Source organism: Nonomuraea terrae, assembly GCF_044465245.1.
Lineage (GTDB): Bacteria > Actinomycetota > Actinomycetes > Streptosporangiales > Streptosporangiaceae > Nonomuraea > Nonomuraea terrae.
In genome coordinates, this window is record NZ_JBITLL010000002.1 from 50,212 (window position 1) to 71,952 (window position 21,741).

Sequence of the window (21,741 nt, forward strand, 5' to 3'; positions counted from 1 at the left end):
CGGACCATTCAATCCACCTGGCGGACCATGATCCAGCGCACGCCCAAGAGGCGAGGGAGCTGTCAGAGACCGAGATAGATACGCCGGACCTGGGGGTCGTGGCTCAGCTCGGCCGAGGTGCCGCTGGCGGCGATCTCGCCGTTCTCCATGACCAGGCAGGTGGTGGTGACATCGAAGGTGAGCTTGGCGTTCTGCTCGACGAGCAGGATGGCCAGGCCCGCGGCGTTGAGCTTCTTGAGCACGCCGGCGATGTCGCCCACAAGTTTGGGAGACAGCCCCATCGAGGGCTCGTCCAGCAGCATCACCTGGGGCCGGCACATCATGGCCCGGCCGACGGCCAGCATCTGCTGCTGGCCGCCGGACAGGGCGCCGGCCAGGCGGCCGCGCATCTCGCCCAGCACCGGGAACAGGTCGAACACCTCGTCGATCGGGGTGCGCTTCCAGCTGATGGTGTACGCGCCGAGCAACAGGTTCTTCTCCACCGTGAGCCCGGGAAAGACGTGCCGGCCCTCGGGGACGTAGCCGATGCCGTGCCGCACCAGCGTGTGCGCGGGCGCGCGGAGCAGGTCGTGCTCGCCGAAACGGATGGTCTTGGCCTGCCGCGGGGCCAGCCCCATGACCGCCTTGAGGGTGGAGGTCTTGCCCGCCCCGTTCGCGCCGATGATGCCCAGCGACTGGCCGGGTCCAAGGGTGAAGGACACGTCGTGGGCGGCACGGACGCCGCCGTAGTGAACCGACAGTGCTTCCACGGTCAGCGTGGTCATCGAGCGGCCTCCTCGGCAGCGGCTTCGGCGGTGGCCTCGGTCGGTGCGGACATCGAGTCACCGAGGTAGGCGGCGACCACGTCGGGGTGGACGGCGACCTCGGCCGGCCGGCCGTCAGCGATGACCTTGCCGTTGGACAACACGGTGACCTGGTCGCACAGGGACATCACCAGGCCCATGTTGTGCTCGATGATGATCACAGTGACGCCGGAGTCCCTGATGGACCGGACGATCTCCGCGAGCTGGCGCACCTCTTCGCCGTTGAGGCCGGCGGCGGGTTCGTCGAGCAGCAGCAAGGTGGGGGACATGGCCATGGCGCGGGCCAGCTCGATACGGCGCTGGATCCCGTACGGCAGCGAGCGCGGTTCGGCGTCGGCGACCTCGGCCAGCCCGAAACGGCCGATGAGGTCCTCCACCCGCCGCCGCAGCGCCCGCTCGTAACCCAGCACCTTCCACGGCACGCTCGGATAGCGCCAGATCCACCAGGTACGGGTGCGGTCCAGGCCGAGGAGCAGGTTCTCGCGCACGCTGAGGTCCTCGAACAGGCGCAGGTTCTGGAAGGTCCGGGCGACGCGGCGCTGCGCGAGCCGGTACGGAGCGAGCCCGGTCACCTCGCGCCCGCGCAGGAGCACCGATCCTTGGCTGGGCGAGTAGAAGCCGCTGACCACGTTGAACAGGGTCGTCTTGCCCGAGCCGTTGGGACCGACGATGCCGCGGATCTGACCCGCTGGAACGGTGAGGGACACCTCGTCGAGCGCGACCAGGCCCTTGAACCGCATCGTCACGTCCCGGATCTCCAGGACGTCCTCCTCCGTGGCTCGTGGCGCGGGGTCGTAGGGCTGGAACGGGCCGAGCTGGGCACGCGAGCCGCTGCCGCGCCCACGGAGCAGGGACCGGATCTGCTCGGGCAGGCCCGCCAGCCCCTTGGGCGCGAACACCACCACGAGCACGACCACGAGGCCGTAACCGAGCTGGGCGAAGCCGGAGGCGTCCAGCAGCGCCTCCCTGACCAAGGCCAGCGCGACAGCGCCGACCACACAGCCCAGGATGCTGCTGCGGCCACCGATGATCACCATGGCGAGCAGCAGGAACATGTTGGCGATGTTGAACGACTCGGGGGCGACGAAGCGGATCAGCCCGGCGTACAGGATGCCGGCCAGCCCGCCGTACAGGCCGGACAGCACGAACGCGGTCATGCGCAGCAGCGGGATCTCCGCTCCGAGAGATCCGGCGGCCAGGTCGTCGTCGCGCATCGCGCGCAGCCGGCGACCCAGCGGCGAGCGGGTGACCAGGAGGGCGAAGGCCAGCGCCACGGCGAAGACGATCAGCTCGACGTAATAGAAGAGGTAGCCGCTGGACAGATCGATCCCGAACATCGGCGGCACCGGGATGTCGCTGATGCCCTCGGCGCGGCCGGCGATGTGGGCGTTGGTGACCCAGTTCGTGAACGCCAGCGCCAGGCCGAGGGTGACGATGCCGAGGTAGTGCGACTGCATGCGCAGCGCGGGGATGCCCACCAGGACACCGAACACCACGGCGGCCAGCAGAGCCAGCACGGACGCCGTCCAGAATCCGAGCCCCGCCTGCGTGGTGAGGATGGCGACCGTGTAGGCGCCGACGCCGAAGAAGGCGACCTGGGCCAGGTTGATCTGCCCGGCCACGCCCATGGTCAGGCCGAGCCCGACGGCCAGGATCGCGAAGATGATCGCGACATCGACGACGTGGATGGCGTAACCACCCAGACCGTAGGGCAGCAGCCACGCGGCCACCACCACGGGCACGAGCCACATCAGACGTTTCATGCGCGGTTCACCGTGGCCTCTCCGAAGATGCCGGTGGGGCGGACCATGACGATGACGGCGAACACCAGGAAGGTGACCAGCTCGGAGTACTCCTGGAAGTTGCCGGCGGCGAAGGAGTCGAGCAGGCCGAAGACCAGGCCGCCGACGATCGCGCCGGGCATGCTGCCGAACCCGCCGAGCATGGCCGCGGCGAAACCTTTGATGCCGAGGGTGCCGCCCATCGTCGGGTTGACGTACAACATGGGGCCGATCAGGCTGCCGGCCAGCGCGGCCAGACCGGCGCCGATGGCGAAGGCCATGGCGTTGCTGCGCCCGACGTGGATGCCGACCGCGGTGGCGGCCTGGTGGTCCATGGCGACCGCCTGCATGGCCGCGCCGCGCTTCGTGCGCTGCAGGAACAGCGCCAGCAGGCCGGTCGCCGCCGCCGCCACGGCGATGACCATCAGGCTGTAGGTGGGAATGCGGATGCCCGCCACGTCGATCGGACCGGTCGCGACGGGGGACGGCACGGCATGCCCGGTCGCGCCCCAGACGAGCACGGCCCCTGCCTCCAGGACCGCGCCGAAGCCGATCGTGCCGATCAGCATCAGCGTGAAGTCCTTGTTCTCCAGCGGGCGCAGGAAACGTTCGATGACCAGGCCGATCAGCGCGGTGACGGCGATGGCCACGATGATCGCCACCGCGAACGGCAGCTTGCTGGCCATGTAGAAGGTGGAGGCGGCGTACGCGCCGATCATCACGACGCTGCCGTGGGCGAAGTTGACCAGCCCCATCGTCCGGTAGACGATCGAGAAGCCCATCGCCACCAGCGCGTACACCGCTCCGAACGTGACCCCGCCGATCAGGGTCTGAAGGAAGACCTGCACGTCAGCTCGCGGCCTCGGGCACGACCTTGCCGTCCTTGACCAGGCCGATCTTCGTCTCGTGGATGCCGACGCCGTTGGCGTCGTAGGTGTAGTTCCCCAGCAGCCCGGCGCGCTTGACGCCGCGGATGGCGTCGGCCAGCTTCTGCCCGCCCTCGCCGTTGGTCTGCTTCAGCGCCTCGATGAGGATGGAGGCGCCGTCGTAGGCCTTGGCCACGTGCATGCGGGCGTCCTCGTTGTAGGCGGCCTTGTACTTGGCGGCGAACGCCTTGATCTCCTCGCTGGCGTCGTTGCTGAGGTACGGGGAGCTGACCACCGTGCCCTCGGCGTTCTCCAGCCCGGCGGTGGTGGCGTACACGTCGGTGCCCATCGGGGCGCCGCCCGCGAAGACCGCTTTCAGCCCCAGCTCGCGGGCCTGCTTGGCGATCAGGCCGGACTGCACCTCCTCGGCGCCGATGAACAGCACCTCGGGGTCCTGCTCGCGGATCTTGGCCAGGTTGGCGTTGAAGTCCTTCTGGTCGGGGGTGACGACCTCGTCGGCGGACGGGGTGACGTTCCTGCTCTTGAGCGAGGCGAGGAACGCGTCGTGCTCCCCGGCGCCGTAGGCGCCGTTGTTGCTGATCAGGGCGATGTTCTTCAGGCCCTTGTCGTCGACGAGGTACTTGGCCAGCGTCTCGTCGAAGGTGACGCTGGTCGGGGCGTTCAGGAACAGGAACGGGCTCTTCAGCTCGGCGAGCTTGGGCGACTGGCCGGAGGTGATGTTCGGGATCTTGGCGTCCTTCAGGATGGGAGCCATGGCCAGGGTGACCGCGCTCTCGGCGGTGCCGAGCATGGCGACGTAGCCCTCGCTGGAGATCTTCCTGGCCACGTTGGTGCCGATCGTCGGGTCACCCTGGCTGTCGAACAGGTCGAGCTGGATCTGCCGCCCGTTGACGCCGCCGGCCTTGTTGGCCTCGTCGATGGCGAGCTTGACGCCCTTGTGCTCCCACTGCCCGAGCGAGCTGAGCTGACCGCTCTGCGCGTTGACGTTGGCGATCTTGATGGGACCGGTGGCGTTCGACTCGGAGCTCTGGGACTGGCCGGGAGGGGCGCAGGCGGCGAGTGTCATCAGAGCCGCGGCTGCGATGGAGAAGCTCGTGAAACGCACGGTTCACCTCGTAGGGGGGTGGTGAGAGTTAATTCACGGACTTGTTCGTTCGTTATAACGCCAGGATGCGACTCGGGGAATCTCGAACGTGCAACGGTTTCGGCCGGATCAGTCGGTGAAGAGACCCTGGTAGATGTCCTTGATGTTCCAGTGGCCGGGGGTCGGCACCGGTTCGTTCACCATGGGTACGTCGATCACGGCGGGGCGTCGGCTCGCGACGGCCTCGCGTAGTGCCACGCCGAGGTCGGCGGGCGTGGCGACGGTGTGGCCGTCGGCGCCGCAGGCCCTGGCGAGCGCGGCGAAGTCCGGGCTGTAGGGCCGTCCGTCAGGGCCGGTGAAGTCGCAGCCGTAGCTGCGGCCGTAGTGCGACGACTGCAGGTCGGAGATCGTGCCGTGCGCGCGGTTGTTCATCACCACGAAGACCACCGGCGCGGCCTGCTCGACCGCCATGGGCACGGCCGGCAGCTGTGCGCTCATGCCGCCGTCGCCGATGAGCGCCACCACGGTCCTGCCCGGCTCGGCGAGTTGCACGCCCACCGCGGCGGCCGGGCCGAAGCCCATGGTGGAGGCGCCTCCCGGCGTGATGAAGCGGCCCTCGGGCGGCAGCTCGTAGCACTGCGCGACGCCGTTCTTGTTCCAGCCCACATCCGTCACCAGGACGGCGTCCGCGGGCAGCGCCTCCCGCACGTCCGCCAGAATGCGTTCGGGTCGCAGCGGGAAGTCCTCGCTCGTGCCGCGTTCCTGACTGGCCGAGAACAGCTGTGACCGAGCCTGCAGGATCTGCTGCCGCAGGTCGGGCCTGCTGCGCGGGGCGTGGGACTTGGCGGCGTCGGCGATCGCCCTGACCGCGAGGCCCACGTCGGCCACCGCGCCGATCTCCGCCGGGTAGTTGCGGCCGATCTCGGCCGGGTCGATGTCGATCTGGATCAGCGTGCTCCCGCTGAAGTCCCAGGTGAAGCGGGGGTCCCACGAGCTGGCGTCGGTCTCGGCGAACCTGGTGGCCAGGGCGAGCACCACGTCCGCCCCGCGGGCGTAGGCGTTGGTCAGCTCCAGCCCCCAGAAGCCCGGCATCCCGAGGACCAGCGGATGGGCGTCGGGCACCGTGCCCTTGGCCATGAGCGAGTGGGCGATGGGCACATCGAGGTGCTCGGCCAGGCGGACCAGGGCTTCGGCGTCCTCGCGCAGGCCGCCGCCCACGTAGAGCAGCGGACGCTCGGCGGCGGCCAGCCGGGACGCGATCAGCTCCGCGGTGGCCTCCGGCAGGCCGGGCGGGGCCGCGTGGCTGATCGGCGGGAAGGGCGCGGCGGGCCGGGAGAAGACGTCCATCGGCACGTTGACCAGCACGGCGCCCGGCCGGCCCGAGGTCGCGGTCCAGAAGGCGCGCTCGACGAAACGGCCGAGGTCCTGCGTCCGGCGCACGTTCCAGGTCCGCTTGACGAAGGGCCGGAACACGCTCGCCTGGTCGGCGTCCGCATGCAGGTTGATCTCCTGGTGCGGGTGGCGGCCGTGGTAGTAGGAGGGGATGTCGCCGGAGATCACCACCAGCGGTACCGAGTCGAGTGCGGCGGTCATGACGCCGGTGGCGGCGTTGGTCAGGCCGGGACCGACGTGCACGAGCAGGACGCCCGGCTTGCCACGGGCGCGGGCGTAACCGTCGGCGGCGTGCGCGGCCGCCTGCTCGTGCCGGGCGATGACGAACCGGATCGGGCTGTCGGCCAGCGCGTCCAGGACGGCGATGTTGGTGTGACCGCAGGTGCCGAAGACGTACTCGACGCCGAGCGCTTCGAGTTGCGCGACCAGGGCGTGGGCGGCTGTCGTGGTCACTCGTCCCCCCAGATGGTCAGGCCCTTGAGCATGAGAGTCTTGGTCACGGTGAAGTCCTCGATCATCCAGCGGGGCGACTCGCGGCCCATGCCGGAGTCCTTCACGCCGCCGAACGGAACGTGGTCGAGCCGGAAGTTGGAGGAGCCGTTCACGACCAGGCCGCCGACCTCCAGTTCGCGCCAGGCGGTCACGATCCGGCGCACGTCGTGGGTGAACAGCCCGGCCTGCAGCCCGTACGCACTGCGGTTGCACTCGGCCAGGACGTCGTCGAAATCGTCGTAGGGGAGCACGGCCACCAGCGCGCCGAAGACCTCCTCGCGGACGACTCTGGCCTCGGCGGGCGGGGCGAGGACGACGGTCGGCGCCATCACCGCGCCCTCGCGCGTGCCGCCGGTCGCCACCCGTGCGCCCTGGCCGGCCGCCTCGGCGGTCCAGCTGACGACTCGCTCGGCCGCGTCGTCGTCCACCATGCAGCCGACGTCGGTACCCGGATCCAGGGGATCGCCGACGACCAGGGCCTTCACCTCCGCGGTCAGCGATTCGGCGAACGCCTCGAAACGGGTGCGATGGACATAGACCCGCTGGACGGAGATGCAGCTCTGCCCGGAGTTGCTGAAGCCGGTGCGGGCGCACACGAGCGCCGCCTGGCCGATGTCGGCGTCCTCGCAGACAATGGTCGCGGCGTTCCCGCCGAGTTCGAGCATCACCCGTTTCGGACCGGCGGCGTGCGCGACGGCGTGACCCGCGGTGACGCCGCCGGTGAAGCTGACGACAGCGATCTGCGGCGCGGCGCACAGCCGCGCGCCCACGTCACCGCCCCCGTGCAGGACCTGCACGGCCTCCACCGGCATCCCGGCCGCGAGCAGGATCTCCACCAGCGCGGTGGAGACCGCGGGCGCCTGCGGGGGAGGCTTGACGATGGTGGTGTTGCCGGCCGCGAACGAGGCGGCGAGCTTGTGAGCGAGCAGATTGGCGGGGGCGTTGAACGGAGTGATCGCCAGCACCGGGCCGGCCGGGGCTCGCTGGGTTATCGCGGTGTTGCCGATCCCGCGGCCCCATCCCGCCACCGGCAACACCTCGCCCCCGATCATCCTTGCCTCGGCAGCGGCGACGGACAGGGTGTCCGCGACGCGCAGAACTTCGCCGCGTCCGTCCTTGAGTGGTTTGCCCAGCTCGAGTGCCAGCAGGCGGGCCAACCGTTCCCCCTGCTCGCAGACCGAGGCGGCGGCGCGTTCCAGGATGTCGGCCCGGGTGGCGGGCGCCAGCCGCGCGACGAATCGGGTCGCCCGGCGGGCATAGGCCAGGGCCGCGTCGATGTCGCCGGGTTGTGTGGTCCGCGCCCGGCTGACAGGTTCCCGGACATAGGGGCCGATGCGATCGCTGTACGCGCCTTCGGTCAGCCACTCGCCGGCGACTAAGCACCTTGCTTCGTGGATGGTGTTCATCAAACTCCCACTAGATCCGCGCAGTGGTTCTGTTAATCCGCACTGTGGATTGCCTCACGGTATGAGCACCGCGAAGGTTCTGGCAAGAGGGTCGCGGAGGATCCACTTGATGGAGCATATGGACCGCTAAGCGGACTGGTGTTAGCGTACGGACCACATGAGAGGGTGAGCAGCAGGTTCACCTTCGACTCACTAGTGAGGATCCGTGCCTTCGAACATTCCTGCAGCGTCGGGGGACAGCGGGGGGGTGCGCAGCGTCCAGCGCGCGTTCGACATCCTCTCGTTGCTCACCGAGGACCGGCGGACCTTGACGATCCGCGAGGTCGTCGACGAGACAGGCCTGGCCAAGACCACGGCTCTGCGCCTGCTGCAGACCCTGGAGCACATGGGGCTGCTGTGGGCCACGCCCAAGGGCTACACGGCCGGGCCCGCGTTGTGGCGCTGGGCGCACCTGGCCCGCTCGGCGTGGGAACTGCCGCCGGAGACCGTCCAGCTCATGCGCGAGCTGGGAGCGCGGCACCGCGAGACGGTCAATCTCTACGTGCTGCGTGACGTGCATCGCATCTGCATCGCCCAGCAGGAGAGCTCCCAGCCGCTGCGCCACGTGGTGCGGGTCGGAGACGAGTTGCCCCTGTGGGCGGGAGCGTCCTCCAAGGTCCTGCTCAAGGACGCGCCGGAGCGGCTGCTCCTGCGGGTGGCCCGCTCTTCTCCCCACGGTGAGACACACGTGGCCACGTTGCGGGACTGGATCGATCAGGCGACGCGCGACGGTTACGCGACCAGCCACGGCGAACGTGAGCCCGGCCTGTCCGCCGTCGCCGTTCCCGTCACGGGCGGCTCGGGAGCGACCGTGGCGGCGCTGACGCTGAGCGGCCCCACGGTCCGCTTCACCGAGGACCGGGTCCAGGAATTCGCCGCGGACCTGCGCGAGGCAGCCAAGCGTATGTCGGAGCGCGGGTTCGACCATCCGCTGACTTGACTCTATGGAGCGTGAATGCAGCAGTTGCCACTGGACGGCGTCAAGGTCGTGGACCTGACCAACGTCCTGGCCGGGCCGTACTGCAGTTACCAGCTGATGCTGTTCGGCGCGGAGGTGGTCAAGGTGGAATTGCCCGGCACCGGGGATCTCGCCCGGCGGCTCGGGCCCGATCCCGAGCTCAATCGACGCCACCTGGGCGCTTCCTTCCTCGCCCAGAACGCGGGAAAGAAGTCCGTCGAGCTCGATCTGAAGAGCCAGGCCGGGCGGGACAGCTTCGAGTCGATGATCAACGGTGCCGACGTCGTGCTGGAGAACTTCAGGGCCGGGGTGATGGACAGGCTCGGCTACGGCTGGGAGCGCGTGCGCGAGCTCAACCCCGGCCTGGTCTACTGCGCCATCTCCGGCTTCGGGCAGAGCGGGCCGATGAGCGGGGCCCCCGCCTACGACCAGATCATCCAAGGGCTGTCCGGCATGATGAGCGTCACCGGCACCCCCGAGACCGCGCCACTGCGGGTGGGCTTTCCCATCTGCGACACCATCGGCGGGTTGATGGCCGCCTTCGCGATCTCCGCCGCGCTGGCGGGGCGGCAGCGCAGCGGGCGCGGCTGCTTCCTGGACCTGTCCATGCTGGAGGCGTCGATCTCCGCGATGGGCTGGACCGTCTCCAACTACCTGATCAGCGGTGTCGAACCTGAGCCGATGGGCGACCAGAACGCCACTGCCGCCCCCTCCGGCACCTTCCAGACCGCCGACGGGCCGCTCAACATCGCCGCCAACCAGCAGGCCCAGTTCGAGACGCTGTGCCGGATCGCCGGCCGGCCCGACCTGCTCACCGACCCCCGCTTCGGCGACAGGGAAGCACGCAAGGCCCACCGGCAGGCCCTCAACGAGCAGCTCAATCAGGCACTGCGGGCCAAGACCGCGCTGGAGTGGGAAGAGCTGCTCTCCCGCGAGGGAGTCCCCGCCGCCCGCATCCTCACCGTCCCCCAAGCGCTCGCACTCGACCAGCTACGTCATCGCGGCTTCCTGACCGAGGTGCCGTTCGCGGGAAGTGGCGAGCGGCAGGTCACCGTGACGGGTAACGGCGTGGTCGTCGACGGCGTCGCCCTGCGCCCGCGCGGGGCCCCACCGCGGCTCGGCGAACACAATGACGAGTTCGAGGTGGCGTCATGACCGGTGCCGGCGGGGCGTCGTCAGCGGCTGCCGACGCCGAGGTGGCCGGCTGGTGGGCGACCGCGGTGTCGAAGATCGAGCCCGACCTCATCGAGTTGCGGGGACACCCGGTCCAGGACCTCATCGGGCGGATCGGCCTGGCCGAGATGATCTGGCTCATGCTCCGCGGTGAACGGCCCGATCCGCGGCGGGCGGCGTTGCTGGAGGCGGCGCTGGTCGCGTCGGTCGATCACGGGCCGCACGCGCCGTCCATAGCCGTCGCCCGCATGGCCGCCACCTGCGGAGTGGGGCTCAACAACGCCGTCGCCACGGGTGTCAACGTGCTCGGGGACGTGCACGGCGGTGCCGGCGAGCAATGCGTCCTGCTGCTGGAGGACGTGGTCAGGCAGGCGGACCCGGCCGCTGTGGTCGCCCGCTGGCGCGCGCGTGACAAGTACCTGCCGGGCTTCGGGCATCGCTTCCACACGCGCGATCCGCGCCGGGATCCGCTGCTCGGCCTCGTCGCGGAAGCGGTCGCGGACGGGGTGGTGCCGGGCGCGCACCTGACTGCCGCGACCGAGGTGGAGCGGCTGATCGCGCCGGTGCCGATGAACATCGACGGGGCGACCGCCGTGGTCTACGCCGAGCTGGGCTTTCCGGCGCCCCTGGCACGCGGGCTCTTCGTGCTCAGCAGATCCGTCGGGATCCTGGCCCATGCGTGGGAGGAGACGGGGCAGGGAAGGCGCAACAAGGGCCCGATACCGCCGTCCATCCTGCCGGACTGGCTCTGAGCGGCAACCCGCCGGGGACGCGACAGGGCCTCTGACCAGGCTCCGGTGAAGTCACAGGCACCAGGGCCGACGGATCCGTGGAGGACCCCGGGCCGGTCGGGCGAGGGGTCAGACCCGGGCGGGAAGCGCTCGTCCACCTCGTCACTGTCAGGTGAGCAAGAACTCGGCCGTCGCCGCGGCCACGGCGGCGTTGTCGGGAGCGAAGTGGCTCTGACCGGGCAGGACGAGGAGCCGGCCGGCGGTGCAGGCCGCGGCGACGGCGCTCGCGGCCTGGCGCAGCCACTCCGGGCTGTGCTCGCCGGCCAGGACCAGCACAGGCACGCCGATCTTCGCCGCCCGCGCCGCGGGCAGCGTGTTGTCGCCCATCACCGCGGTGTCGTAGACCAGGGTGTGGGCCAGCGCGACCAGGTCCGGCCAGGCGGGGGTCGCGCGCATCTGAGCGATCATCTCGGCGGGCATCCCCATGCCCTGGGTCATGAAATACTCCACCGCCTCACCGCGGCGGCCGCCGGCGGTCAGCGCTTCGAGCCGGGAGGCGAAGTCGGCGGGCATGGCAGGGCGGGCGCCGTCGACGTCGTACGGCGGCTCGTGCAGGACCAGCCGGTCGATGGGCAGGGCGGCGGCGGCCGCGCGCAGGGCCAGCGCGGCCCCGGAGGACAGACCGTAGACGTGGGCCGGGCCGCCAGTCGCGTCGATCACGGCGTGCAGGTCCTCGACCTCCCGTTGGACGGCATACGCGAGGTTGTCCGTGGAGTCGCCCCGGCCGCGCCGGTCGTAGGCATAGACGGTGAAGCGCTCGGACAGATGGTGGGCCAGGTCGCTCAGGACGGGGTGGCGGCGCGTGCTGAAGGCGCCTCCCACCACGACCAGGGCAGGGCCGTCGCCGATGCGGTCGAAGGCCACGGTGGTGCCGTCGGGTGAGGTGGTCTTGTACATGGTCGTATGCCCTTGCGAAGTGGGCGCCCAGCGGCGGAACCACCGGGACGCAGGACGATCGAGCTGGTGCGCCGTGGCACAGCATCACCGCCGAGGGAGGTCAGGGTTGATGATTCTCCCGACAGGCAAATTTGTCAAGAAAAATATAGTTTCCTCGCCCGGTGGCGGCGGGCTCGCGCCTGGCGAAGCTGAGGTACCTGCGACGATGCCTCCCGTACCAAACTGGCACACCAGATGATTTAAGCGCCGAAAGAGGCACAATGTCGTACCCACCCCCACGCTACAAGGGCGACACCGGGCAGGTGAGCGCCGTCTTCCGGTCGAGCACCCAGGCGGCCGATCTGTCCTATGGCGGCCGCAACATCCACTACCTCGCGACGGGAGGCTCCACCGAGGGTGCGTTCGGGCTCTACCGCTGGGACTTCGGGCCCGACGAGAGCGGCCCTGGGCCGCACTTCCACCGGGCGCTGTCCGAGTCCTTCTTCGTCCTGGACGGCACGGTCCGCTTGTACGACGGTGAGCGATGGCGCGAGGGCCGTGCCGGAGACTTCCTTCATGTCCCGCCGGGAGGCGTGCACGGCTTCCGCAATGTGGCGGGAGCGCCGGCGTCGATGTTGCTGCTCTTCACCCCTGGCGCGCCCCGCGAGGAGTACTTCGAGACCCTGGCCGAGTTCGCCGCCGGCAAGGTGCTGGGCGAGCAGGAGGCGGCCGAGTTCTTCCTGCGTCACGACAACTACGAGGTCTGATCAGGCCGCGACCCCTTGACGCGGAAGTCTCGTCAAGAATGACAAGCCGAGGAACCGGAAGGCCGTCACGGCTGAGTCGCCGGCCGTGACGTGCCGGCCTTCCCGCGGATGCCCTTGATGTCGCACCGGCGTAGGAGATGCCCAGGGGTTCCAGCAGGCCGAAGCCGGGTCGCTGTCGCCGCGGACCCCGGGCTTTCGCCCGGCCCGCTTGATGGACCGATGGATCCATATGGCGGAGCACCTTAAGGGCGATCTCCATGCGAAGCAAGAGCTTGTTCTCGCTGAAGATCCGTGGTTACGCTCAAGCGCCTGAGTGGACCAATCGATCCGCTTGGTGGATCGCAACGCGAGGTGCCCATGCGCAGCAAACTCTCCATCGCCACCGCCATCGGAGCGGCGGCCCTGTTGCTCACCGCTACCGCTCCCAGCTCCGCGGCTTCCCCTGCACCGGCCCAGAACCTCGGTGATCCCGACTACGGTGTCTGCCGCGGCACCGACCCCCGCTGTTACCACGACTGGGGCAACTTCGACCCGGCCGAGGGCTACAAGCTGCTCGTCTACAGCCGCACCGCCGGCCCCCGTCACGCACACCTCGGCACTCCGCTCGGTCCCGGCCTGAATCCGCCGCTCAACGACGACAACGTGGCCGTCAAAGCGGTGATCAAGCTGGGGGAGGAGAACGGCTTCGCGGTCGACTACACCGAAGACGTCACCCAGCTGTCGTCAGCGGGCCGCCTGCTGCCGTACAACGCGGTGATGTTCCTCAGCACCACCCGGGACGCCCTGGACGACGCCGCCCAGACTGCCCTGCGCCAGTACATCCGGGCCGGCGGCGGCTTCGTCGGGGTGCACAACGCGTTCGGCACGGAGTACAACTGGCCCTGGTACGAGGGCCTGCTCGGCAACGCCAACTTCTACGACCACAGCGCCAACCAGCCCGGCACCGTCGTCACGGTGGACCGCCGCGACGTCTCCACCGAAGGGTTGCCCAGGACGTGGGCCTTCGCCGACGAGTGGTACAACCTCGTCCCGGCCCCGACCCGCGTTCGCGTGCTGGCCGAGGTGGACGAGAGGACCCTGGCCCGAGGGGTGCGTGGCAACCTCGGACACCCGGGCCACGGCGAGCACCATCCGGTGAGCTGGTGCCAGTACTACGACGGCGGCAAGGCGTGGCTCACCACCCTCGGCCACGACGTCAAGGCATGGACCGACGAGCCCATGGAAGGCGACCGACACTTCACCCAGCATCTGCTGGGCGGCGTCAGATCCGTGCTGGGGATGGCGCCGTTCTGCCGCTGACGTCGAGTGGCAGAGACCAGATACACCGGCACCGGTCGGCAGGCCCGATCCGGTGCCGAGGTATGTCGGGACACTGCGCCACGGCCACCTTGACGCCTGCGGGAAGCGGTCTCCAGCGCCGTCGATCCCGCCGGCGGCCACGGCGGTCCGGGTAGCAAGCGGCATGTATTCCCCCGCGGCAGCGGTCCGGCTTCCGGCTTGAGTCGGACGACCTCTCGCCTGAGCCTCGCGATCATTTCCGTATCGAACATGTGATCTAAAACTTCTAGGATCAGAGCCTCGGCCAGTCTTACGATCTTGATGTTCGCCGGTCGCGTCGATCGGCCGGCTGTCTGAGCTGACGGGGCGTGCGCATGCCCCATGACCCAACGGGAGATCGATCTTGAGGCGTGCACTGATCGCGTTAGGCGTCGGCCTGAGCGTGCTGGGTTCCGCGGTCGTAGCCGGGCCCGCACAGGCTGCGACCACGCTGGTGGTTCCGCTGGCCGCTACTGTGACGGCGGCGCAGGAGGTCGCGAGGTTCTGGCTCGCCGACGGGGCCGCCAACCTGAGGAACGCCACACCGTACACCGTGCAGACGGAGGTCGGCGGCGAACGCCTGCCGACGGACTTCGTCCCGGACGGCCCTCAGGGCATCATCCCGCCGGTGGCGGGCTCGGCCCCGCCGGTGGGGGAGGCGCCCACGACCTCTGGCAAGGTGTTCTTCATCGGCAGCGACCTGCGGCCGCACTGGTGCACCGGCACGGCGGTGAACTCCAAGTACCGCAACATCGTCGCGACAGCGGGTCACTGCCTGCTGGACGTCGAGGCCCCGATGGGGCCGCTCGCCACATGGGTCTTCGTTCCCGGCTACGCGGAGGGCGCCACCCCGTCCGGCCTGTACGTAGGGAAGCAGGCCAGTGTTCACTACGACCTCGACGATCTTCGGGACCACGATCGCGACTACGCCTTCGTCAACGTGTACAGCGGTGTCGTCTCCTCCTCGCCGGACGAGCTGACCGATGTCGGCAGGCTGGCCGACAACGTCGGCGGTCAGGGGCTCAGGGTCAACCAGCCACTCGCGGCCACGGCCGACGTCTTCGGCTACCCCGCCGGCCCTCACCCCGACGGCGGGCAGCCCTACACGGGCGAGACCCTCGAACGGTCAACCGGTTCGACGTTCTCGACGCAGGTCAGCGGTCTGCGCGTGGACCGGCCCATCGGCGTGGCCTCCCCGTTCACCGGTGCGGGCTCTGTCGGGTCCGCGTGGCTGGCCGACTACCACAGCGATCGTGGCCTCGGCTATCTCAACGGCATCACGTTGAGCGTGGCCGACACTGACGGCGACCTTCGGTATGACACGGGCATCTCGCCGTACTTCGACAGCGACCTGTACACGGTCTACCGGGACGCCTCCAACCTTTGGACCGGCTCCATCGCCTGACCCGTCTGCGCCGGACATCTCTCGCTACGAAGATCACCAGAAAGGAACGCCTGTGGGTTCATCGACCTCGGCAGGACGTCGCATCGGGGCGCTGGTGGCCGTCGTGGCCCTGGCTCTCGGCCTCCTTCCCGCGGGGGCGCGGGCCGCCGCGACGAACGTGGTGAGCAGGCTGGACATCGCCTTCGAGCGCACCACCGCGTCGAAGTGCCCGGTCACCTTCGACGTCCACGGCTACTTCGAGGGGCTGCCCAAGGGCGCGCAGACGATCGAGTACCGCCTCGTCGGCGCGCAGGAGTGGAAGACGCTCGCCGTGCCCGCCGAACACGGCATCGTCCACCGGGCGGTCCTGGAGACCATCACGTGGGAATGGGCGCCGGACTCGCGCGACTACGCGGTCCAGATCGAGCTCAACCAGCCCGACGGCCTGCGGTCCAACACCCTCTACTCCTTCGCCTGCGGCACTCCGCCCTCCGGTGAGACGTTCGGCGTCGCCGCCGAGGACATCACCCGCACGGCGAGCGGCGGCCCGCTGGCCGAACTGGCGGCCGACGCGCAGCTCGCGTCGGTGCGTGCTCGGTCCGGTGCGCAGGTCGCGCTCGTCAACAGGTACGACGTCAAGATGGACCTGCCCGCCGGACCGGTCAGCTTCGAGGAGCTGTGGAACGCGCAACCCGCCGGGCCGGCCGTCAACGTGCAGACGATGACCGGCGGGCAGCTCAGGAAGCTGCTGGCCACACCCAACCCGGCGGGCTGGGTGCTGACTCCGTCGGCCGGGCTGCGTTACACCCGCGGCGGCGGGAAGGTCCTGTCGATGACGCTCGACGGGGCTCCGGTGACCGCCTCGCAGGAGATCAGGGTCGCGGGCGCCTGGAGTCTCATCGCCGGTTTCGACGGCTGGCCGCGCTGGGAGGGGACGACCACGTACAGGAGCGGTCCCGACGACACCGGGGCGCTCGCGACCTACCTGGTCGCCCACTCGCCCGTGTCCGCGCCGCCGGGCGACCGCGTCACCGTCCGCTAGCAGGGTGCCCGGCCGTGCGCTACGGGCGCACGGCCGGGCTGGGAGTCCGCGGCGGGGACGGCGTCCTGCTCCCGAAGCAGGTCCAACGCCGCCAAGCAGCTGTGAGCTGGAACACGGTTGAGGTTGACCTCGGGTCAGGGTGGAAGCTCGTCGCAGCGGCAGCACGCCGACCGGACGAACCAGGAGCGAACCACCATGCCCATCACCCTTTCCGACCAGGACAAGAGCACTCTGCGGACCGCCGCGTACGGTGCCGTGTCGCTGATGGCCGCCGCCACCGGCTCGCCCCACAAGACCGCCACGAGCGCCTCCCTCGCCCTGACGTCGGCGACCGGTCTGGTCGGGCATGTGCTCGCCGCGAAGGCCAAGGACATCGAACTGAAGGGCAAGACCGTCGCCGAACTCGCCGACCGGGTACTGCCGGCCCTGACCGCGGCCGTGAACCTGCTCGGCAGGCGAGCGCCGGCGGAAGCCGACAATTTCCGCCGCACCATCCTCCTCGCCATCGAAGCCGCCGAGTTCCACCCGGACAAGCCCAGCACCACGACGGCCGAGATGGCCCGTAAGATCACCGCCGCCCTCGACGCCGCCGGGCAGGATCGCCCGGAGCTGCGGAAGGCGATGGAGGAGATCGTCGATTCCGGTTTCGTCGGGGTGTCGCTGCGCGTGCACGATGAACGGGGCGAGTGGGTCGGCGGCGCCGGGGCGGCGGAGCTGGGCGGGGCCGCGAAACCGCCGGCGAACGGGCATGTCCGGATCGGCAGCACCACCAAGACCTTCACCGCGACTTTGGTGCTGCAACTGGTGGCCGAGGGCAGGGTCGGGCTGGACACCCCGGCGGCCCACTACCTGCCCGAGTTCGGGCTGGACGAGCGGATCACGGTGCGGATGCTGTTGCAGCACACCAGCGGGCTGTTCAACTTCAGCGGTGAGGTCTACGACGACGGGGCGGTCGTGCTGGGGATCCCCATCCCCTACGGCACCACGGGCAGAGAGTGGATGGACAACCGGTTCAGGACCTACCGGCCGCAGGAGCTGGTGCGGCTGGCGTTGTCCAAGCCGGCGCGGTTCGAGCCGGGGACGGGCTGGAGCTATTCCAACACCAACTACGTGCTGGCCAGGCTGCTGATCGAGAAGGTCACCGGTCGTTCGGTCGCCGAGGAGATGCGGCGGCTGATCCTGGGGCCGCTCGGGTTGTCGGGCACCGTGGTGCCGGACGCCTCGCCGGAGATCCCCGAGCCGCACGCCCACGCCTACTACCGGTACGAGGACGCCGGCGAGCGGAAGACGGTCGACGTCACCCGCCAGAACCCCTCCTGGATCTCCAGCGGCGGTGACATGATCTCCACCACCCGCGACCTCCACACGTTCATCTCCGCGCTGCTGGGCGGCAAGCTCCTGCCGGCCGCGCTGCTGGCCGAGATGTGCACCCCGCACCCGACGGGCATCCCGGACATGGACTACGGCCTGGGCGTGTTCGTGGTGCACACGGACGGCGGCGGCACCGTCATCTCCCACAACGGCGCCGCCGTGGGCCACGCGGCGCTGATGTACGGCACCCCCGACGGCAGCAAGGCCCTGACAGCCGCGCTGAACTGCGTGGACGACGCCGACTTGTCCATCGCGACAGCGTTCAGGAATGCCCAGCAAAGGCTGGTCAACGAGGTGTTCCGCGGTGGGCAGGCCGATCCGACGGACTGAGCACCCGTGACCCGTACGCCGCGAGGGGCGACGCCTTCCGGCCGTGCGTCAGGTGGAACGCGAACCCGGGCCACGCCCGACCGTCTGCTCGGCTGCGGTGTGCGTGGTCGCCGAGCTCGAGCACAAAGGCAGGCTGGGCAGATGAGGAACGGAGTCACCATCGGGCAGGCGGCGGCATTCGTCGGCGTCACGGTGAAGACGGTGCGGCATTATCACAAGCTCGGCCTGGTCGAGGAGCCGGAACGCGACAGCTCCGGCTACCGGCGGTACGGATCGGCCGATCTGTTGCGGCTGGTGCAGGCCAGGACGCTGGCCGCCGCCGGGGTGCCGCTGGCGGAGATCGGGTCCCTGCTCGACGCCGACGCCGCGCTGTTCGCCGCCGCGCTCGCCGACGTCGAGCGGCAGCTCACCGAACGGATCGAGGAGTTGATCGCGCGACGTGACATGCTGCATCGGCTCGCCGATGGCGACCGGGCCCTGCTGCCCGACCACGCCGTGGCGCTGCTGGAGCGGATGCTCGGCCTGGGATTCCCCGCGGACCAGGTGGCGGCCACCAGGGAGGGCTGGGTGCTGGCCAAGGCCCTGGTCCCAGAAGGCTTCGACGACTACCTCACCCATTTCGAGCACGCCCTCGAAGACCCCCGGCTCGTCGCCTTGGCCAAGCGCATAGCCGAAGCCGCGGCCTGGGAACCGGACGACCCCCGCATCGCCGAGCTCGCCACCGCCGCGGCCGACCACTACCTCGCCCAGCCCGCCCTGCTGAAGACCGTGACCGGCCTGCAAGCCCGCACCGAGGCCGCGACCCGGTACACGCTGATCGCCCACCACGGCGAAGACCAGACGCCTGCCGTGGCGCGGCTGGCCGCGCTTTTCGAGACCAAGCTCCGCGCCGCCGGCATCCCTGTCCCCAGACCAGGCTCCCGGTGACGGTGCGGCGGCTGGTCGTTCGAGGCCGGCGCTCTTCCTGCTGTCCGCTTGCAGGTGCTGCCGTCCTCCGGACGCGGTCCGGCGGCCAGGAGTACGGGTAGGCCTTACGCGGTTCCCACGCCGGCCAGGAGCTTCGCCGTGCCTTCGGGTGCTTCCACCGGGAAGTGGTGGCTGCCCAGGTCGATGAGCACGATGTCGAGGCGGTCCCCGTAGCGGTCGATCGCTTCTCGCGTCACCAGGTCACGTATCGCGAACACGATGATCGGCTGCTTGGTCTCGCGCAGCGCCGCGTCCATGTCCCAGCGCAGCAGACCTTCGATGGAACGCAGACCGGCGGGCTGCCGCACCGCGATCATCTTCTCGACATACGCATCCTTCACAGCTGCGTCAGTCCCTGCCGGCGAACCTCCCTCCACCAGGCCCCGCACTCCAGCGGCGAAGTCCTCACGGAACATGTGCGCCATGGCCTTCGCCTGTTCTTCGCTCATCGCTGGAAACAGGGACAGATAGTGCAGCGCGTCGAGTGCGACCACATGCGAGACCGTGTCAGGAAGCAGTCGGCCGACCTCGACCGCGACCGCCCCGCCGAGGGAGTGCCCGGCCACGACCGCCGTGTCCACCGACTCGGCTTCCAGTACCGCCGCCACGTCGCGAGCGAACTCTTCCATGGTCCACACCTCCCGCGTCGACCGTGACTCGCCGTGCTCGGCGAGGTCGATCGCGAGGACGCGGTAGTTGCCGGGCAGATGGTCGGTCACCGCGTCGAAGTCGCCGCGGTCGCACGCCCAGCCGTGAATGAGAGCCAGGGTCGGCCCTCCGACCGGACCGCTCGCCGTGTAGCGGATTGTCGTGTGGTGCGATCGCTGAACCTCAAGGTTCTTCCTGGTCCTGCCGTCACTTGTCACGGTGTCTCCTTATTTCGCATTCTGGAAGGCTGTATCAAGGGGTGTGATGAAACGACGTTCGCCGGACTCTGCCGCCGGCCCGCGCCTCAGGTGCACGGGGCCATGACGGCGCGGCGGTTCGCCCGTAGCTGGTTCAGGCGCAGGACGAAGGCGGAGAAAGTGATCACCGCGATCGCCAGCGCGTAGATCACGGTGGCGGTCCTCAACCCCAGGGCGGTGACGGCGATTCCCCCGAGTACGGCGGGCACGCTGTTTCCCAGGTAGTTGATGATGTTCGCCAGGGCGAAGACCGCGCTGCGCTCGTGCGGCCTGGCGATCCGGGCGAAGGTGCCGAACGTCGCCAGCACCGACGCGCCGAAGCCGAGACCCGCAACGATGGTGCCGGCGGCGGAAAGCCAGGCGAGGCCCTCCGCCGTCCCGGCGAGCGATATCAGGGTGCCGAGCCCGAGCATTGCGGACGAGGGCGCCAGCAGCGAGGACGCGGGACGGGAGCGGAGCACGGCGACCGTGAGCGCTCCGGTGCCCGCCAGGAGCGTCACGACGACGCCGCCGACCAGATGGTTGTGCAGCCCCAGCAACTCGGCCGCGACGGATGGGCCGAGCGAGAGGTACATCCCGGCCAAGGCCCAGGCGGCGATCATCGCCGGCACCACCCGGACGATGTCCGCGCGCAGGTGGGCGGGCATCGCGACCCGAGGGCGCAGGGAGGCGACGGCTCCCGGCCGGCGGGGCGAGGTCTCCGGGATGCGAGCGACGACCACCGCCGCCAGCACCATTCCGCCGAGCAGCAGGGCGTAGACCAGCCGGGTCGGGGCCGGGCCGAACTCCACCAGCACGCCACTGCCGAGAGCGCCGAGAGCGAGCCCGGTCAGGGGAGCTACTGAGGTGACGACGCCTGCCCGCCCCCGGACAGGCGACGGCTCGAGATCGACGAGAGTGGCGCTCAGGGCGGTCGTCGCCGCCCCGGTCGCGATGCCCTGCAGCACCCGGGCGGCGGACAGGACGAGCACGTTCTCGGCGGCCAGGAACAGGACGAGCGCGACCACCTCCAGTGCGATCGCCGCGGCGAGCACCGGCCGGCGGCCGAGATGGTCCGACAGCGCTCCTACGACGAGCAACGAGGCCAGCAGTCCGAACACGTAGAGGGCGAAGACGACGGTCAGCACCCACGTCGTGAACTGCCATTGCTGCTGGTAGATCACGTAAAGCGGGGACGGGGCGCTGGAAGCGGCCAGGAAGAGGACGAGGACCGCGGCCACACAGGGGAAGGCCCCCTTCCAGGGCACGCGGTGAGGACCGCCGACGGGCGGTGCGGTGTCAGAGGATTCGACAGGCATGCAAGCCTCGCAGTGATCGTTGCGTTAGTGGCCACAACGTACCATAAACGCAGCGATCGCTGCGCTTAAAAAGCAGCGATCAATGCAATAATGGGTCACATGCCCGCGACGACGTCCTCGCCCCGCGCCGACAGCCGGCCCGGCGGCCGCTCCGCCCGAGTCCGCGCGGCCGTCCATCAGGCCGTCAAGGAACTACTCGCCGACGAGGCCAAGGACGTGCTGACGATCCCGGTCATAGCCGCCCGCGCGGGGGTGCACGCCACCACGGTCTACCGCCGCTGGGGCTCCGTCGGCGAACTGCTCGCCGACGTCGCGACCAGCCGCTTCTCCGGCGACATCGTGGTGCCGGACACCGGAAGCCTGCGCGGGGACCTGGAACGCTTCGCATCCGACCTCGCCAAGGACCTCAGCGACCCGGACACCCTCGCCCTGGTACGCGCCATCGTCGGCACAGGTGGAGAAGGCGCCGGCGTATGCCGCGCGGAACGCCAGCAACAGCTCGAAGCCATACTCGAACGGGAGCAGGCGCGGGGCAATCAGACCCCGCCCGTCGAACGCGCCACGGACGCCGTGCTCGCCCCCCTCTACTACCGGGCCGTCTTCACCGACCAGGCCCCCACTCCCGAATGGGCACGCACCCTCGTGTCACACCTGCTGCCGGACTGACAGCCCGCCGGAC

At 69.8% G+C, this 21,741-nt stretch carries 19 protein-coding genes; 10 read left to right on the top strand and 9 right to left on the bottom strand.

What is annotated here, in order from left to right; genetic code table 11:
- Positions 1-62: 62 nt before the first annotated feature.
- The 6 genes from ACIBP6_RS06420 to ACIBP6_RS06445 form a co-directional block, all read right to left on the bottom strand.
- Entirely contained in the window at positions 63-764 is a 702-nt protein-coding gene (locus ACIBP6_RS06420; RefSeq protein ID WP_397049419.1) for an ABC transporter ATP-binding protein, read from the bottom strand.
- The gene (locus tag ACIBP6_RS06425; RefSeq protein WP_397049421.1) at positions 761-2,566 is read right to left on the bottom strand and encodes a branched-chain amino acid ABC transporter ATP-binding protein/permease; all 1,806 of its coding nucleotides are present in this window, start codon (positions 2,564-2,566) and stop codon (positions 761-763) included. Before ACIBP6_RS06425 ends, ACIBP6_RS06420 begins: the two co-directional genes overlap by 4 nt.
- Positions 2,563-3,432, bottom strand: a complete 870-nt coding sequence (locus tag ACIBP6_RS06430; RefSeq protein ID WP_132610096.1) for a branched-chain amino acid ABC transporter permease — start codon at positions 3,430-3,432, stop codon at positions 2,563-2,565. The genes ACIBP6_RS06425 and ACIBP6_RS06430 overlap by 4 nt, the downstream gene beginning before the upstream one ends.
- A gap of 1 nt (position 3,433) precedes the next feature.
- On the bottom strand, positions 3,434-4,576 hold the full coding sequence (locus ACIBP6_RS06435) for an ABC transporter substrate-binding protein (protein ID WP_397049423.1): 1,143 nt from the start codon (positions 4,574-4,576) through the stop codon (positions 3,434-3,436).
- Between the two features lie 108 nt (positions 4,577-4,684).
- Positions 4,685-6,400: a thiamine pyrophosphate-binding protein gene (locus ACIBP6_RS06440; protein WP_397049425.1), complete on the bottom strand. Its 1,716-nt coding sequence runs from the start codon at positions 6,398-6,400 to the stop codon at positions 4,685-4,687.
- Positions 6,397-7,845, bottom strand: a complete 1,449-nt coding sequence (locus ACIBP6_RS06445; RefSeq protein ID WP_397049427.1) for an aldehyde dehydrogenase family protein — start codon at positions 7,843-7,845, stop codon at positions 6,397-6,399. Before ACIBP6_RS06445 ends, ACIBP6_RS06440 begins: the two co-directional genes overlap by 4 nt.
- Positions 7,846-8,092: 247 nt before the next feature.
- On the opposite strand from ACIBP6_RS06445, the gene ACIBP6_RS06450 reads away from it, so the two are divergent.
- The 3 genes from ACIBP6_RS06450 to ACIBP6_RS06460 are packed head-to-tail and all read left to right on the top strand — an operon-like array spanning position 8,093 to position 10,767.
- Positions 8,093-8,824: an IclR family transcriptional regulator gene (locus tag ACIBP6_RS06450; protein WP_397049429.1), complete on the top strand. Its 732-nt coding sequence runs from the start codon at positions 8,093-8,095 to the stop codon at positions 8,822-8,824.
- Between the two features lie 15 nt (positions 8,825-8,839).
- A complete protein-coding gene (locus ACIBP6_RS06455; RefSeq protein ID WP_397049431.1) occupies positions 8,840-9,997 on the top strand; it encodes a CaiB/BaiF CoA transferase family protein in 1,158 nt (385 codons plus the stop codon).
- Complete coding sequence (locus ACIBP6_RS06460; protein WP_397049433.1) at positions 9,994-10,767, top strand: citryl-CoA lyase; 774 nt, start codon at positions 9,994-9,996, stop codon at positions 10,765-10,767. Before ACIBP6_RS06455 ends, ACIBP6_RS06460 begins: the two co-directional genes overlap by 4 nt.
- A gap of 147 nt (positions 10,768-10,914) precedes the next feature.
- On the opposite strand, the gene ACIBP6_RS06465 is transcribed toward ACIBP6_RS06460, so the two are convergent.
- Positions 10,915-11,703 (bottom strand): alpha/beta fold hydrolase, encoded by a 789-nt coding sequence (locus ACIBP6_RS06465; protein ID WP_397049434.1) that lies wholly within the window; start codon positions 11,701-11,703, stop codon positions 10,915-10,917.
- Between the two features lie 260 nt (positions 11,704-11,963).
- On the opposite strand from ACIBP6_RS06465, the gene ACIBP6_RS06470 reads away from it, so the two are divergent.
- From ACIBP6_RS06470 to ACIBP6_RS06495, 6 genes are all read left to right on the top strand, one after another.
- Positions 11,964-12,449 (top strand): cupin domain-containing protein, encoded by a 486-nt coding sequence (locus ACIBP6_RS06470; RefSeq protein ID WP_397049436.1) that lies wholly within the window; start codon positions 11,964-11,966, stop codon positions 12,447-12,449.
- 357 nt (positions 12,450-12,806) lie between these two features.
- Positions 12,807-13,748 carry a ThuA domain-containing protein gene (locus ACIBP6_RS06475; protein ID WP_397049438.1) on the top strand — a complete coding sequence of 314 codons (942 nt, stop codon included), beginning with the start codon at positions 12,807-12,809 and terminating at the stop codon, positions 13,746-13,748.
- Positions 13,749-14,130: 382 nt separating this feature from the next.
- Positions 14,131-15,171: a hypothetical protein gene (locus tag ACIBP6_RS06480; RefSeq protein ID WP_397049440.1), complete on the top strand. Its 1,041-nt coding sequence runs from the start codon at positions 14,131-14,133 to the stop codon at positions 15,169-15,171.
- 52 nt (positions 15,172-15,223) lie between these two features.
- The gene (locus ACIBP6_RS06485; RefSeq protein WP_397049442.1) at positions 15,224-16,192 is read left to right on the top strand and encodes a 5'-nucleotidase C-terminal domain-containing protein; all 969 of its coding nucleotides are present in this window, start codon (positions 15,224-15,226) and stop codon (positions 16,190-16,192) included.
- A gap of 195 nt (positions 16,193-16,387) precedes the next feature.
- Positions 16,388-17,893 carry a serine hydrolase domain-containing protein gene (locus tag ACIBP6_RS06490; RefSeq protein WP_397049444.1) on the top strand — a complete coding sequence of 502 codons (1,506 nt, stop codon included), beginning with the start codon at positions 16,388-16,390 and terminating at the stop codon, positions 17,891-17,893.
- A 141-nt stretch (positions 17,894-18,034) separates the two neighbouring features.
- On the top strand, positions 18,035-18,820 hold the full coding sequence (locus tag ACIBP6_RS06495) for a MerR family transcriptional regulator (RefSeq protein ID WP_397049446.1): 786 nt from the start codon (positions 18,035-18,037) through the stop codon (positions 18,818-18,820).
- Between the two features lie 104 nt (positions 18,821-18,924).
- Here the strand turns inward: ACIBP6_RS06495 and ACIBP6_RS06500 are convergent, their stop codons facing one another.
- Positions 18,925-19,725: an alpha/beta fold hydrolase gene (locus ACIBP6_RS06500; RefSeq protein ID WP_397049448.1), complete on the bottom strand. Its 801-nt coding sequence runs from the start codon at positions 19,723-19,725 to the stop codon at positions 18,925-18,927.
- Positions 19,726-19,811: 86 nt separating this feature from the next.
- The gene (locus tag ACIBP6_RS06505) at positions 19,812-20,984 is read right to left on the bottom strand and encodes an MFS transporter (protein ID WP_397049450.1); all 1,173 of its coding nucleotides are present in this window, start codon (positions 20,982-20,984) and stop codon (positions 19,812-19,814) included.
- A gap of 177 nt (positions 20,985-21,161) precedes the next feature.
- On the opposite strand from ACIBP6_RS06505, the gene ACIBP6_RS06510 reads away from it, so the two are divergent.
- Positions 21,162-21,728, top strand: coding sequence for a TetR/AcrR family transcriptional regulator (locus tag ACIBP6_RS06510; RefSeq protein ID WP_397049452.1), 567 nt, complete (start codon positions 21,162-21,164; stop codon positions 21,726-21,728).
- Positions 21,729-21,741: the final 13 nt, after the last annotated feature.

What these genes read in the sequence shown, in the direction of transcription:
- ACIBP6_RS06420 (WP_397049419.1), bottom strand. Translation starts at nt 764, where the DNA reads ATGACCACGCTGACCGTGGAAGCACTGTCGGTTCACTACGGCGGCGTC.
- ACIBP6_RS06425 (WP_397049421.1), bottom strand. Translation starts at nt 2,566, where the DNA reads ATGAAACGTCTGATGTGGCTCGTGCCCGTGGTGGTGGCCGCGTGGCTG.
- ACIBP6_RS06445 (WP_397049427.1), bottom strand. Translation starts at nt 7,845, where the DNA reads ATGAACACCATCCACGAAGCAAGGTGCTTAGTCGCCGGCGAGTGGCTG.
- ACIBP6_RS06455 (WP_397049431.1), top strand. Translation starts at nt 8,840, where the DNA reads ATGCAGCAGTTGCCACTGGACGGCGTCAAGGTCGTGGACCTGACCAAC.
- ACIBP6_RS06460 (WP_397049433.1), top strand. Translation starts at nt 9,994, where the DNA reads ATGACCGGTGCCGGCGGGGCGTCGTCAGCGGCTGCCGACGCCGAGGTG.
- ACIBP6_RS06465 (WP_397049434.1), bottom strand. Translation starts at nt 11,703, where the DNA reads ATGTACAAGACCACCTCACCCGACGGCACCACCGTGGCCTTCGACCGC.
- ACIBP6_RS06470 (WP_397049436.1), top strand. Translation starts at nt 11,964, where the DNA reads ATGTCGTACCCACCCCCACGCTACAAGGGCGACACCGGGCAGGTGAGC.
- ACIBP6_RS06475 (WP_397049438.1), top strand. Translation starts at nt 12,807, where the DNA reads ATGCGCAGCAAACTCTCCATCGCCACCGCCATCGGAGCGGCGGCCCTG.
- ACIBP6_RS06490 (WP_397049444.1), top strand. Translation starts at nt 16,388, where the DNA reads ATGCCCATCACCCTTTCCGACCAGGACAAGAGCACTCTGCGGACCGCC.
- ACIBP6_RS06495 (WP_397049446.1), top strand. Translation starts at nt 18,035, where the DNA reads ATGAGGAACGGAGTCACCATCGGGCAGGCGGCGGCATTCGTCGGCGTC.
- ACIBP6_RS06510 (WP_397049452.1), top strand. Translation starts at nt 21,162, where the DNA reads ATGCCCGCGACGACGTCCTCGCCCCGCGCCGACAGCCGGCCCGGCGGC.